At 46.3% G+C, this 13,765-nt stretch carries 13 protein-coding genes; 8 read left to right on the top strand and 5 right to left on the bottom strand.

Annotated features, from left to right (window positions below; translation table 11 throughout):
- Nucleotides 1-43 precede the first annotated feature (43 nt).
- Nucleotides 44-1,774, top strand: a complete 1,731-nt coding sequence (locus tag NST47_RS23855) for an ABC transporter ATP-binding protein (RefSeq protein ID WP_341157360.1) — start codon at nt 44-46, stop codon at nt 1,772-1,774.
- Entirely contained in the window at nt 1,767-3,593 is a 1,827-nt protein-coding gene (locus tag NST47_RS23850) for an ABC transporter ATP-binding protein (protein WP_341157359.1), read from the top strand. Before NST47_RS23855 ends, NST47_RS23850 begins: the two co-directional genes overlap by 8 nt.
- 13 nt (nt 3,594-3,606) lie before the next feature.
- Here NST47_RS23850 and NST47_RS23845 read toward each other — a convergent pair whose 3' ends face one another.
- On the bottom strand, nt 3,607-4,356 hold the full coding sequence (locus NST47_RS23845; RefSeq protein ID WP_341157358.1) for an alpha/beta fold hydrolase: 750 nt from the start codon (nt 4,354-4,356) through the stop codon (nt 3,607-3,609).
- Nucleotides 4,357-4,533: 177 nt separating this feature from the next.
- Between NST47_RS23845 and NST47_RS23840 the strand changes: the two genes are divergently transcribed.
- Complete coding sequence (locus NST47_RS23840) at nt 4,534-5,520, top strand: aldo/keto reductase (RefSeq protein WP_341157357.1); 987 nt, start codon at nt 4,534-4,536, stop codon at nt 5,518-5,520.
- A gap of 88 nt (nt 5,521-5,608) precedes the next feature.
- Here the strand turns inward: NST47_RS23840 and NST47_RS23835 are convergent, their stop codons facing one another.
- Nucleotides 5,609-5,998: a type II toxin-antitoxin system PemK/MazF family toxin gene (locus NST47_RS23835; protein ID WP_341157356.1), complete on the bottom strand. Its 390-nt coding sequence runs from the start codon at nt 5,996-5,998 to the stop codon at nt 5,609-5,611.
- Nucleotides 5,982-6,164 carry a hypothetical protein gene (locus tag NST47_RS23830; RefSeq protein WP_179097450.1) on the bottom strand — a complete coding sequence of 61 codons (183 nt, stop codon included), beginning with the start codon at nt 6,162-6,164 and terminating at the stop codon, nt 5,982-5,984. Before NST47_RS23830 ends, NST47_RS23835 begins: the two co-directional genes overlap by 17 nt.
- 204 nt (nt 6,165-6,368) lie before the next feature.
- On the opposite strand from NST47_RS23830, the gene NST47_RS23825 reads away from it, so the two are divergent.
- Complete coding sequence (locus NST47_RS23825; protein ID WP_341157355.1) at nt 6,369-9,005, top strand: sensor histidine kinase; 2,637 nt, start codon at nt 6,369-6,371, stop codon at nt 9,003-9,005.
- Entirely contained in the window at nt 9,002-9,727 is a 726-nt protein-coding gene (locus tag NST47_RS23820; RefSeq protein WP_341157354.1) for a response regulator transcription factor, read from the top strand. The genes NST47_RS23825 and NST47_RS23820 overlap by 4 nt, the downstream gene beginning before the upstream one ends.
- An 86-nt stretch (nt 9,728-9,813) precedes the next feature.
- Here NST47_RS23820 and NST47_RS23815 read toward each other — a convergent pair whose 3' ends face one another.
- Together NST47_RS23815 and NST47_RS23810 are read right to left on the bottom strand one after the other, a co-directional pair.
- Nucleotides 9,814-11,301: an S-layer homology domain-containing protein gene (locus NST47_RS23815; protein WP_341157353.1), complete on the bottom strand. Its 1,488-nt coding sequence runs from the start codon at nt 11,299-11,301 to the stop codon at nt 9,814-9,816.
- Between the two features lie 241 nt (nt 11,302-11,542).
- Complete coding sequence (locus NST47_RS23810) at nt 11,543-11,971, bottom strand: VOC family protein (protein WP_341157352.1); 429 nt, start codon at nt 11,969-11,971, stop codon at nt 11,543-11,545.
- 145 nt (nt 11,972-12,116) lie between these two features.
- Between NST47_RS23810 and NST47_RS23805 the strand changes: the two genes are divergently transcribed.
- From NST47_RS23805 to def, 3 genes are all read left to right on the top strand, one after another.
- Entirely contained in the window at nt 12,117-12,812 is a 696-nt protein-coding gene (locus NST47_RS23805; protein WP_341157351.1) for a DUF7002 family protein, read from the top strand.
- Between the two features lie 100 nt (nt 12,813-12,912).
- On the top strand, nt 12,913-13,152 hold the full coding sequence (locus NST47_RS23800; protein ID WP_341157350.1) for a helix-turn-helix domain-containing protein: 240 nt from the start codon (nt 12,913-12,915) through the stop codon (nt 13,150-13,152).
- Between the two features lie 25 nt (nt 13,153-13,177).
- Nucleotides 13,178-13,696 (top strand): peptide deformylase, encoded by a 519-nt coding sequence (gene def / locus NST47_RS23795; RefSeq protein WP_341157349.1) that lies wholly within the window; start codon nt 13,178-13,180, stop codon nt 13,694-13,696.
- The last annotated feature ends 69 nt before the right edge of the window (nt 13,697-13,765 follow it).

Here is a 13,765-nt window from a genome sequence, read left to right as displayed (position 1 = left end):
TTGTACATGAATATGATAGCCAACAAAAGTTAGGGGATAAGCTATGCGCATCATCATGTCGTTTCTGAAGCCTTACCGGGTGGCCATGGTCATCGCTTTGTTATTGATGCTTGTTGAATTAATGGTCGAGCTGTTTCATCCACTGCTCATGTCCAAAGTCATCGATAACGGAATTGTTCATCAGGATCTCTCTGTCGTGCTGTTCTGGGGAGGCGTAATGATTGTTATTTCCTTGCTTGGTTTTGTAGGAGGGATTGTGAATTCCTTCTTCGCGGCTCATGTCAGCCAGAACTTCGGGTTCGAGATTCGCAAAAGCCTGTTTACGAAGGTACAATCGATTCCTTTTGCTCAGTTCAATCAATTTCAGACCTCTTCCTTAATTACGAGAATTACAAGTGATGTCACCCAGCTCCAAAATACGGTATTTATGGGCTTGCGAATCATGATGCGGGCTCCGTTGTTTATGATCTTTGGTATGGTGATGGCGATGATGGTTCATTTTAAAGTGGCACTTATTTTAGTCGTCATTACGCCGCTGCTCATATTGTTATTAGTTTGGATGATGAAGAGAGCGTTCTCATTATTTCGCTCTGTGCAGGAGCAGTTGGATCAAACGAATGGAGTGCTGCGCGAAAATTTGATGGGAATCCGGCTGATTAAAGCGCTAGTCCGGGGCAACCACGAAATCAAGCGTTTCTCACAGACCAATGAAGCGCTGATGGATCGGACGATGGCGGCTCTGCGATTAATCGAGCTGACCATACCGCTGCTGCTGTTGGTGATGAACCTGAGTATCCTGTTCATTCTGTGGTCAGGACATTTGCAGGTGAATACAGGGGATGCGACGATCGGCCAAATTGTAGCAGTCGTCAATTATGCGACACGGATTACAGGCTTATTCTCTACGATCTCGATGCTGGTCATGGCTCTCTCGCGGGCCAAAGCCTCAGCGACAAGGGTAGCCGAGGTGTTAAGCTCACCTGAGGATATTGACAATTCCGTACCTGTGTCAGCTGCACATCAAATAACAAAGGGCAGTATCGTATTTGACAACGTATCGTTCCGATATCCCGATATGACCGAGGATGTGTTGAAGTCAATTTCCTTTAAGGCTCGTCCTGGGGAAACCATTGCTGTGCTTGGAGCGACCGGCTCGGGGAAAACCTCCCTATTCCAGCTTATACCCCGTTTGTATGAGTCAACCCAAGGCAGTATAAGGATCGATGGTCATGAGATCCGAACCTTCAACCCGAGCGTGCTGCGCAGCGAGATCGGTTATGTACCTCAGGAGGTTGTGCTGTTCACCGGAAGCGTAAAGGAGAACATCATGTGGGGTTGTGATAATGCCACGATGGAGGAAGTGATCGAAGCCGCCCAAAAAGCTCAGATTCACGAGACGATCCTGAGCTTGCCGCAGCAGTATGAAACGATTGTCGGGCAAAAAGGTGTTAATTTATCTGGCGGCCAAAAACAGCGGATCTCGATTGCCAGAGCGTTACTGCGCAAGCCCAAGCTGCTGCTGCTGGACGACAGTACAAGTGCACTGGATGTCAGAACCGAATCAAGATTGCTCGAAGCCTTGAGAACGCTTAGGTGTACAACCTTGATCATCACGCAAAAAATCGCAACGGCGATAGCTGCGGATACGGTACTCCTCTTGGAGGAAGGAAGCTTGCTGGCTGCGGGCGATCATCAAGAGCTGCTCACACTATCTGCACTTTATCGAGAGATCGTTCAATCTCAAATCAGAGAGGAGAACGTACAGCATGCCTAATCAACCGGACCCGCAACGGAAGGTGAACCCGAAGGCTGCCAAGCCCGGTGAATCTTCCCTGAAGAAAAAGCAGCTTCCCAAAAACTGGAGCGGTACATTAAGAAAAATATGGCGTTATTGCTCGGTACATAAAGGCTTGCTTGTGTTGATTTTCCTGATGGTTCTTATAAGCTCTTCGCTCGGTCTGCTTGGACCTTATTTGCTCGGCGTAGCGATTGACAGATTTGTAGTTTCGTCTACTAGTGACGGACTTATTATGCTGCTCATCCTGTTAGCTGGAACTTATGTACTGTTTTCGCTTTCTTCCTGGCTGCAAAATTATTGGATGATCGGTGTGGCCCAGAAAACAGTCTATGCGATGCGCGAGGATTTATTTCGACAGCTGCACAGACTGCCGATTTCGTTCTTTGCCAAGCGTCAGCATGGGGAGTTAATGAGTCGGCTAACAAATGATATTGACAATGTGAGTCAAACCTTGAACAGCTCTTTTATCCAGCTCATCTCCAGCTTGTTTACGTTCACGGGCATGATCATTTTGATGATTTGGCTCAGCCCGCTGCTTACCTTAATCACCGTTGTCATTATTCCGGTTATGTTCCTGGGAATGAAGTGGATTACGGCGCGTACGAGCAAATATTTTAAGGAACAGCAGCAAAATTTGGGTGAGCTGAATGGTTTTGTCGAGGAAACCTTATCCGGGCAAAGTATTGTCAAGGTATTCTCACGCGAAGAGCAGATGACGGAGATTTTTTTGGCGAAGGCACAGAAGCTGAAAGTATCAGGCTATTGGGCGCAAACCTATTCAGGTTTTATCCCGAAGCTGATGAACGGGCTAACGAATGCAAGCTTCGGGATCATTGCCATCGTCGGCGGAATGCTCGTCATGCACGATATTATCTCGATCGGTATCGTTGTCACGTTTTCCGAGTATGCCAGACAATTTATACGTCCATTAAACGATCTGGCCAATCAATTCAATACTTTCTTGTCGGCGATTGCTGGTGCTGAACGGGTATTTGAAGTGCTGGAGGAGAAGGGCGAAGTCAATGACGAGCAGGATGCCATGGAGCTGCCGGAGCTGCGGGGAGAGATCGTATTCTCCGATGTAGCCTTTTCCTACAACGAGCAAGTCCAGATTTTACGAGACGTCAGGTTCCGTGTAGCACCAGGTGAAACTCTCGCCTTGGTCGGCCCTACAGGTGCGGGTAAATCCACTATAGTTCAGCTGCTGTCCCGTTTCTATGATGCGGATTCCGGCCAGATTTTCATTGATGGTCATGATATTACTAACATTCAACGAGCGAATTTACGCCGACATATGGGCTTTGTTTTGCAGGATTCATTTTTGTTTCAAGGAACCATTCGCGATAACATTCGTTACGGAAGACTGGATGCCACAGATTCCGAGGTGCAGCAGGCTGCGATTTCAGCGAATGCTCATGCTTTTATTATGAAGCTGCCGATGCAGTACGACACGATGCTTAAGCAGGATGGCAGCGGCATCAGTCAAGGTCAAAAGCAGCTGATGTCGATCGCCAGAGCGATTCTCGCTGATCCCTCGATTCTGATTTTGGACGAAGCTACGAGCAGCATTGACACCATAACCGAGCTCAAAATACAGGAGGCTCTGTTCCGTCTGATGAAGGGCAGAACGAGCATCGTGATAGCGCATCGACTGAACACGATTCAGCAGGCGGATCAGATTCTTGTCGTCGACAAGGGAACAATTATTGAGAAGGGCTCTCATGACTCCTTGCTGCAGCAAAAAGGTTTTTATTATGGGCTATTCCACAATCAGTCCAACGAAGAGCCAGCTTAGCGTACTCCAGAGTTCAATCTCTTCCGGCTTCATACAATTGTCGGGCTAGCCGGACAGGTTCAGCTCGGGCTGTAGACATATGATCACCGTGACCTTGAATGAAACGGAATAATCCCAATCTACTGGACATGTGTGGGTGCCAGCCATACATCTGACTTCCTTGAGGCAATACGGTGTCTTCCATAAGATACACATAGCTCTTAGGGATGTTCAGGCTATAAAATTTGGTGAGATTCAGCTTTTCAAAGAGAGGCTGGGCGGGTTCGGGTGATATTTGACTATACAGATGCTGAGCTTGCTCCAGACTGGCCAGGTTGACAAAGGTTTCTCGAAACAGTGGGAAGGGAAGCATGATGGTATCATCCTTGGAGCTTTGTCTGATCTGTTGAAAAGCCTCCCGGGCAGAGTCAGGTAATTCATCAGCTACGCTTTGCCCATCAAGCAGAACAAAAGCATCGAGAAATACGAGACGGTGTATGCGATCAGGTACGAGTTCGGCCACCTTCTGAATGACAGATCCGCCAAAGCTGTGGCCGACCAGAATGATATGGTGCAAATTCATGGACTGGATGAAATGGGCAACCGATCCTGAGATCATCTCGTGGGTAACAGCCTTGTTCGGATCAGCGCCATGTCCCGGATATTCAGGCGCATATACGATATGACCCATTCTTCGCAATTCATCGGCTATACCATCCCAAAAGCTGGAATCAGCCCATGATCCATGGATAAGAACAAAGGTAAGTGGTCGATTGGGGTACATGTGAATTCTCCTTTACAGTCAGATGTATCAGCATATGTCTCAATCTGCGTAAATATCCTTTGATCGTTTATGAAATGCTTGTCTCTCTAAGTAGATTTATTAATCTGGCTTCCACAATGTTACAATAGAAAAGGTACAATCAGCTCCAGATCAAATTCAGGAAAAGAGGCTGCCTTGATGGAAAAAAGAGCATTGGGAAAAACAGGGCTTCACGTATCGGCTCTTGGTTTAGGATGTATGGGGATGTCCGATTTCTATAGCGGGCAAAATGACGAGGAATCCATTCAAACGATTCAACGTGCGCTTGATTTAGGGGTTAATTTTCTGGATACCGCGGATATGTACGGTGTTGGAAGAAATGAGGAATTGGTAGGCAAGGCGATTCAGGCAAGACGCGACGAGGTTGTACTTGCTACCAAGTTCGGGAATGTCAGAGGGCAGGATGGAAGCTTTCTGGGTGTTAAAGGAACTGCCAATTATGTGAAGGAAGCGTGTGAAGCGAGCCTTCGCCGATTAGGTGTTGATCATATTGATCTATACTACCAGCATCGTGTGGACCCGAACACACCGATCGAAGAAACCATCGGAGCTATGGCTGAACTGGTCAAAGAAGGCAAAGTCCGTTATCTCGGTATGTCGGAAGCTTCTCCGCAAACAATCAGACGAGCTTACGCTGTACATCCAATTACTGCCTTGCAGACGGAATATTCTTTGTGGAGTCGTGATGTCGAGGATGAAATTTTGCCTGTATGCCGTGAGCTGGGAATCGGGTTTGTGCCTTATAGCCCATTGGGTAGAGGTTTTCTGACGGGTCAGATTCAACGTTTTGAGGATTTGGCCGAGGATGATTACAGACGACACTCCCCCAGATTTCAAGGGGAAAACTTTATGAAAAATATCGAGTTGGTTCACCGTATCGAAGAGATTGCCCAGGAAAAGGGCTGCAAGCCCTCTCAGCTAGCTTTGGCATGGCTGCTTCAGCAGGGAGAAGATATTGTGCCGATTCCTGGTACGAAAAAAAGAATCTATCTTGAAGAGAATATAGGTGCTCTGGAGGTCCAATTGACTGATCAGGATTTGGCAAGGATAGCTGAATTCGCACCAAAAGGGATAGCGGCGGGCGAACGTTATGCGGCAGCTTCAATGAAAAGCTTGAATTTGTAATTGTAAATTCTAGATGTACAGCAAATGAGGTTCTCCAGCAGGAGAACCTCATTTGCTGTCTGTAAGGCTATATCGTACATTCAAGCTTTTAATATATATGTTTGCATGCAGTAATTACTTTATTTAAGTCATGAGGATGCAGTTCACCTACATAACCTCGTGGAACCGACATACCATTGCGATCAGTAGGCTGTTGTCTCAAATCTTTTCGCAATAGGGTAAAGGGTTTAGACGTCCTTACATAGGAAGCAACAGTCAGGCCGGCTTCTTGCCAATAGTCAAGCGGGATATCAAACTGATCACGTGGCTCTTGTTTCGTTATAAAATTAACGATAAGTGCCAACGTATTATTGGCTTGTTCATTTCCAACAATAACGATGGGCCGGGGCGTATTCCTGTTTTCCGTATTATTCCATACAGGAGTCACCCAAATATGACCTTGAATCATCCACAGAGCAGGATTAAATGTATCCGGCATATTCCTCGTCATAATCATTGTCTACTCCTTCAAATAAAAACCCGTAGCAAGTTCCAACGACGATGCCTATTTCCTGAATGACTTCGGTTTCTGAGGTACTCTTGTTGAATTCAGTGGAATCATCAAGTTTGTTATCGATGGAAATCACCCCTTCCGTATAAAACATTATATCAATGTATTGGAGGTTTGCCAACGAGTTGGAGGGCTATATTCAGTATTTCCAGTTAAAAGTCTAAACATTCATTGACCGAATATAAAATACATCTTGCTATGAAGATCATTACAACTCTGTCTACACAGCACTACATATGATAAAATAAAGGGTAAAGTGATCAAGCTGGCCATGATGTCGGACAGGAAGGACTTACACATGAAGCATCTGCCATTACGTGTACATTTGACAAGAGCATTCACGATTATCGCCTTGATTCCGATTCTGATTCTGGGCAGCATTCAGATCGTTCAGATCAATCAAATTAAAGATGATTATAAACGTACCCAGATGCATACAACTCAACGGCTTGCCGATGCAGTCGAAGCTTATATTTATTACCGTCAAAATGCGATAGAGACATTGGGTGCGACGATCAGCGCTTCCCGTACTTCATTTCGCGATCGGGCTGGAATTACACCCAAAATCCAATCGCTTCAAGCTAGCCTCCCCGGATTGATCAATGTGGTTACTGCAGATCGTACAGGTATCGTAACCGCCTCTTATCCGGAAACCAATCCCGTCGGTGTGCCACTCGTAGATGCAAGTCTTAGTCAGAATGGCTACTATGACGAGATGCTCAAATCTCAATCGACGATTATTACTACCTTGTTCCGCGGACTGCAAAGTGGTGGGCAACCGGATATCGTCATTGCTGCCCCCATTTTTAACGAGGATCGGCAATATGACGGATTTGTAGCAGCTACTCTCGATTTAAAACAGCTGGAGCTACTGGTTACCAAATATGATTATGGGAAAAATACGTATCCTGTAGTGCTGGACCGACTGAATCAAGTCATTTACCATCCTGACCGTCAACTGACGGCCACAATGAAGGATTTAAGCTCAGAAGCAGTCGTTCAGGCAGCAGGAGAGCACCCCGAGGGACTGGGCAGATACATGTCTTCCTTGAAGCAGCAAGAGGAGCTTGTCACCTATACAACGATCAGCGGGCTTGGCTGGAAGGTATGGGTCGGACGATCTTATCAGACGGTCAATGAGACGTTGTTTAACTCTCTATTATTAACCTTTACGCTGCTGTTGCTTGCAATTGGGTTGACGATTGCACTTGGCTTCTTTCTCGCCAAAGGGCTGAATAATACGATTCATCTGCTCGTAGGCTACACGCAAAAGCTCGCTGATGGCAGCTACAAGGAAAGGCCGGAATCCACATCCATGCGTGGAGTTCCATACGAATTGAATGTATTGGCCAGCCGTTTTTTTCAAATGGCTCAGCAGGTGAACGAGAATCAGCAGGCGCTGCTCAGACTCAATGCGGAGCTTGAGAATCGGGTGGAGGAACGAACACACAGCCTTTCTCGTAAAAACAAAGAGCTGGAAATCGTCAATACACTTATTACGCCTATAAGTCCAACTCAGGAAACACCGGAGCTTATTGAAGGAAGTATGGGTCAACTGCGCATGCTGTTGAATACGGATGTCCGGCTGCATCCTTCGTATGGGGAGGATACGCGCCCTCTGGGACTTTTTAGCAGGAAAAGAACAATTGTTGATGGAGATGAGCACTCGCTTTCCCATGAAATAAACGCCATGCCAACCTATATCGTCCCCGTACGTTCAGGTGCTATCGAGCTTGCCCAGCTGACTGTTGCACAGGGGATAGAGGATGGAGCTGTGACGGAGCAGGATCGCCATTTTCTTCATACGTTTGCGAACTCTGTTGCCATTATGCTGCAGAACGATCTACTGCTCAAAAGTGTTCAGCATGAGCATGCTACGCTGCAGGCTGTTCTGGAGAGTATGACGGATGCGATTGTACTGATTGATATGCAAAAACAGGTCGTATATGGAAATCGCCAAATGAGTGAAATGTTCGGGATTCCGACGCCTGATTTGCTGCTAATGAGCGAAGAGGTTATGTTTGAGACAATCAGCTTCCAAAGCCCTGATTCTCGCGAGGATTTCTCTTCGTTGATAGCTCAGCAGGCTGCTGCGATTAAATTCAAACTCACAGCTAGCTCTGGAAAAGAACGTTTTATGATTGTCTCATCATTTCATGTGCTTAATCAGGATCATGTCTATGGCCGAGGTTACGTATGGCGCGATATTACGAAGGAGCATGAGGTCGATTCATTGAAAAATGATTTAATATCACTGGCGTCCCATGAATTTAAAACCCCGATAACCGGTATCAAAGGAAGCGTGGAAACGCTGCTCCGTACCGATGCCGATTGGGAGGAAAGCTTTAAGCAGGAGCTTCTTGAAGGGATTCACGAGGATATTGGGCGTATTCAGCAATTGATCGAGGATTGGCTGGACATTTCCAAGATTGAAGCTGGCGCGATGAGGGTCAATCGTGAGCCAACCCGTATTCCATCCATTGTCAGGAACGCCATCAAACGGTTACCGAACGCGGACGAGCATTGGCTTGAGATCGATACTTCTTTGGCGGACAGCCTGCCGCTTGTTTATGCGGATAAGACCCGTCTGGAACAGGTTTTTGTCAATTTGTTTACGAATGCCATCCGATATAATGACAGACAGCCTCTCGTTCGGGTAACAGCTGAGCGTGATGATACTTATGTGCATATCCGGGTTACAGATAACGGCACAGGCATTCATCCCGACCATCTGGAGCACATATTCGATCGCTTTTATCGGGTAGATCTGTCCTCCAGTCGCCGTACAAGCGGAACAGGGCTTGGGCTGGCAATCTGTAAAGGCATTATGGATTCCCATGGCGGCCAGCTTCGCGTAGAAAGCATCGAAGGTGAAGGCAGCACATTTATCGTTTCAATTCCCCAATATAATCCGAAGGAAGATGATGTGCTGTGAAGAAACAAAAAATCCTCATAGTGGATGACGAGGCCAAAATATTGCGTTTCATCTCTGCTAATCTGAAGTCATTGGGCTATGAAACGATGACCTGTCTGAGCGGCCTGGAAGCCATGGACAAGATCGATGAGATGGACCCAGATCTGATCCTTCTCGATATTATGATGCCAGGGATGGATGGATTGGAGGTACTGCGCAGATTGCGCGGCTACTCGGACGTCCCTGTGATCATGCTGACCGCCCGCAGCAATTCGGATGATAAGGTACAAGGTTTGAATATAGGGGCGGATGATTATTTGACCAAACCTTTTTCGCTCGATGAGCTGTTTGCCCGTGTGAATGCCGTGCTGCGCCGCACCGACGGACGGGCCCTACAAACGGCAAACGCCAGTGAAATGAAGCATGGTTCCATTACCGTTAACATGGCGCAGCGACGTATAAGACATCGGGAAACCGAAATCAAGCTGACGAATACCGAATATAAATTGTTCGTGCTGCTGCTGCAAAATGTGGATAAAGTGATGACACATGAGCAGCTGCTAAGTGAGGTATGGGGCAGTGAATACCGTGATGATGTCGAGTATTTACGGGTAACGATCGCCCGGATTCGCCAGAAATTGAAGCACGTTAACACCGGGAGTCATTTGATAGTAAACTATCCCGGAGTCGGTTACATGATTCCTACGGAAAAAGAAACTACGGCGAACCAACCGACACATTAGGAACAAGTAAAAAGGAAGACACCACACCCGCTGTAACGGGAGGTGCCTTCCTTTTGTGTATGTGATGGCCTTCTGGGGAGATGCTATTACTGTACGCCTGTTAAGGTAATTGCTTGTGAATCAGCCCAATTGTTAACAGCGGCAACCGAATAAGTGACTCCGGAAATGAGCTTGCCGTTATTTTGAATATCAAATACACCTACCGCACCTTGGCGGGATGTGAATTTATATTGTGCGGTTAGCTTGGTGCCGTCCGGTGCAGTTAATGTCACACTGCGGCCTGCGAACAGCTCATCCTGAGGATCTGCGGTCAAAGTCACATTGATGCTCGTAGCGGAAACAGCTTCTGCTTGCTGGATCGCAAGCGGGGCTATGCTCTTGGCTGTCAGCGTCTGTCCGCCAAAAGTTGCCCATGGCGCAGATAAGGTATAGACCGAACCTGATTTCAAGGTTTCGCCATTTGCAAGACGGAACTTCGGCTCCTGCTTGCCGTCTGTCGATTGGGTGAAAGGAACATAAGTTGCCGTCATGCTGGCTCCTGCCTGGTCTGTCAGTATAACCTGCTTAAGTCTCATGGATGGAATGATCGTAAGCGGTTTTCCGTTATAGGTATTGTTATCGTCTACGGTGAAATCCAGCCCGTTACGTTTGCCGCTGTACAGTGCAATGATGTACTGGTAGTCGGTAACACCATCAGCGAGGTAGGATTGCAGCTCAATCGTATCAGCCGCCACCTGCTCTACCGCTTTAAACGGAATTTGGATATCACTGCCGATAAACGAACCCGACTTTTGACCTTTATAGGCTACTGTGTAGCCGGTACCTGCTTTTTGCGGTGAGGTCGGTACGATATAGGTTGCTTTCGCTCCTGTTTTGAGCTGCGGAATGTTTTCGAGCATCAAACCGTCCGAAAACACAAAATTTTGCTTCGCTTTCTCTACATCCGTATTTTCAGGCGTCAGAGGAGCTGAGAATGTGATTTGTACAGCAACTGCATTCAGTACCTTCACCTGGGTGATTTGCGGGATAGCTGCTTGCTGTACGGCATAAAATAACTGTGCTGTTTCTGCGCGGGTAGCAGCTTTACCAGCTGTATACGAGCTGCCGAATAGAATCTGCACAGCTGCCTTGTCCTGCTTCAATAAAGTTGCTGCGATCTCTACCAGCTGCTCGTGGCTTACCGTAGCACCTGGCTGAAACCGATCGTTATCGGCTTTCATTATGCCCGCATTGACCAAGGCATTAATATAGCTGAAAGACCAATCGGATTGTTGTACATCCTGAAAGCTGAGCTTCTTGTCCGTATTCAGATTGACATACATAGATAGGGCAGCGATCTTGGCCAGCTCGCCTCGCGTAACGTTCTGGTTAGGTTTGAATTCCGTGTCGGAATATCCTGACAGCACATTTTGTTTAGCTAACTCTTGAATCGCCAACTTGGATGCGGCTGTGTTTTCGATATCGATAAATTTATCTGCTGCAAGCACCTGCAATACATTCAGGGGTGCTATGGCTGCAAAACCTACTGCTGTTGTAATCGTTAAGGCTGCTAACAAAGAGTTCCGTTTTACCATGAAGATCAATCTCCTTTTGTGTTTATATTTTACTGCCTGACTTGCTGTAGGAAGTGTTCATAGGTATACAATAGCCTACAGGTCATTACATTCGAATAAAAAGCAGCAGCCTCCGCATAACAAAACCATAACAAAGCTCTTCACGAAGCTTTTCGTTGTGTTGACAAGCAAAAAGGATACAGAAGCTTTTCAATAAGAAAAGTTCCATATCCTGATTTCGCACAGCATCATGCTGACAATATTACTTATTCATTTCTCCACTGTCGTAGTTCAATTGCCATCCAATTCCGAACTTATCTGTAAGCTGGCCGTAGCATTTGCTCCAAAATGTTTCCTGCAGCTCCATCCCTACAGTACCGCCTTCTTTAAGCTTGTGAAAAATCGATTTTATAGCATCCATGTCCTTAATGACTAGGGAAAGGCTGATGTTGTTTCCTACTATAAAGTTCATGTCAGGAAAGGTATCTGAAAACATCACATTGCTTCCATAAATGTTAAGTCGTGCATGCATGACCAAATGCTTCATTTGCTCTGGAACCGTATAATCCGGGTTGGGCGGCGCTTGTCCGAAGGTCATAATATGCGGTTTATCTGTTCCAAAAACCTCTGCATAATATTCTACAGCTTCACGACAGTTTCCATTGAAATTAAAATAAACATCAATCGACATGTGCTTCACTCCCTGGTTTGATTGGACATCAGTGCGCTGTTAAATGCCTATTGTCATTGTATCATTACACACTATGCTTTCAAATATACGCAACTTCCTATTAAAAACCATGCTTAGATCCTCATAGACGAGAAGGAGCAGGACCATGAAAACGGCTGTTATAGCGGCAGTAACAAATGCAAAAGGCAGGAAGTCTCTGTTTCATTTTACAAGAGCAAGTAATTTAATGGCGATTGCCCATTTGGATGCGCTGCTGTCCAGTACGCGTATCAATCCCGAATTCGAGGGTGAGCGTCGATTACTGTCGAAAAGTGTGAGCTATGATGAATTTTCAATTACTATCAATGCTCATCTAAAGATTGTTGACAGTATGATCGATGCGGCAACTACACAGGAGCAATTTCGGGCGTGTTTGGACCGGCATGTGTTTTTTTGGCCTACCTTAAAGGATTGTCAGAAAATGGTGGATACCTACGCGCGGAGAGAGCCGGATGAAGAATTTGCTGTGCTTGAATTCGATGCGCAGTCCTTATTGTTGGAGCATTATGCCGCAGTGAAGCTGTCCAAGTATGATTCGGGGAGCTCTCCGCGGTTTCCGACTCACTGTTCGTACAAGAAAAGCCCGGATATGTTCTTACCTTTGGAACACTTCAATACTGTAATCAGCAGCTTAGTACCTGTAAAAGCATCCGAAATACGGGAGGTGCTCATCGAAGACCGGGTAATGGACGTGTCCAAGCATTTGCGTACGGTTTATCTCGATAATCGGGAACAGCTGCCTGATTGCTGGCAGTGTCTGATGAAGCCTCTGGCGGATTTGAAAGTCACGAATGCTGGATGATTTACAGCCTGTTTATGGTTGAAAATGGTTTGAGATTATGATAAATTAGGTATTGCCTAAAATAATTAGTCAATAACTAAATGTGGGGAGGGTGAAATAGTTGCTCGTCTGGATGCTGCGCAAGATAATGTCAGATAGAGAGATATGGACAGGTACGGCATTAGCCCGTTTGTTAAAGGAGAAAGCAGGGTACGATTTATCCGCTCCTTCCATTAGCGCTCTGCTTAACGACCAACCTAAACAAATGAAGGCAGACACCTTGGATGCACTATGTACGGCTTTGGAGTGTACGCCCAGCGATCTATGGGTACATACTCCAACATCTATGAAAGGCGCTTAGTATAGAGGAAGATTGGAGGCAAATCATGGCAGAAAGATCAATTGTCCCTTTTGGTGATTCAATTTTAAGAAAAGCAGCCAAACCGGTAGATGAAATAAATCCGAAAATCTTAAAGCTTCTGGATGACATGGTGGATACCCTCTACGCGGCTGATGGCAGGGCAGGACTGGCTGCGCCACAAGTAGGAATTCTTCGCAGAGTAATTGTGATGGATTGTGGGAATGGGTTAATTGAGCTGATCAATCCTGAGATTATTGAATCTGCGGGCGAGCAGATAGGTCCAGAGGCTTGTCTGTCATTTCCAGGATATACGGGAATCGTGAAGCGGGCCAAATCGGTTAAAGTCATAAGCCTGAATCGATCCGGAGAACGGTTTACTTTGGAAGCCGAGGATTATTTGGCCCGCTGCATCCAGCATGAGGTCGATCATTTAAATGGCCTATTATTTATTGATCACGTTCAGGATTTTTATTTATATCAGGATGACACCCGGAAGCGCGTCAGTCTTCTTGAAGTCCAGAAAATGATAAAATCAACTTCATAAGTGTTCAGCTGTTCATGATCAAGCCCCCCTGCTTCAGAGCAAGGCGGGGTTATTTGCCGTTCAGGCAGC

Origin of the sequence: Paenibacillus sp. FSL H8-0034, from assembly GCF_038000305.1 — a bacterium.
Lineage (GTDB): Bacteria > Bacillota > Bacilli > Paenibacillales > NBRC-103111 > Paenibacillus_S.
Note: the sequence above shows the minus strand (reverse complement) of the source record. Positions and strands in the feature narration are given on the sequence as shown.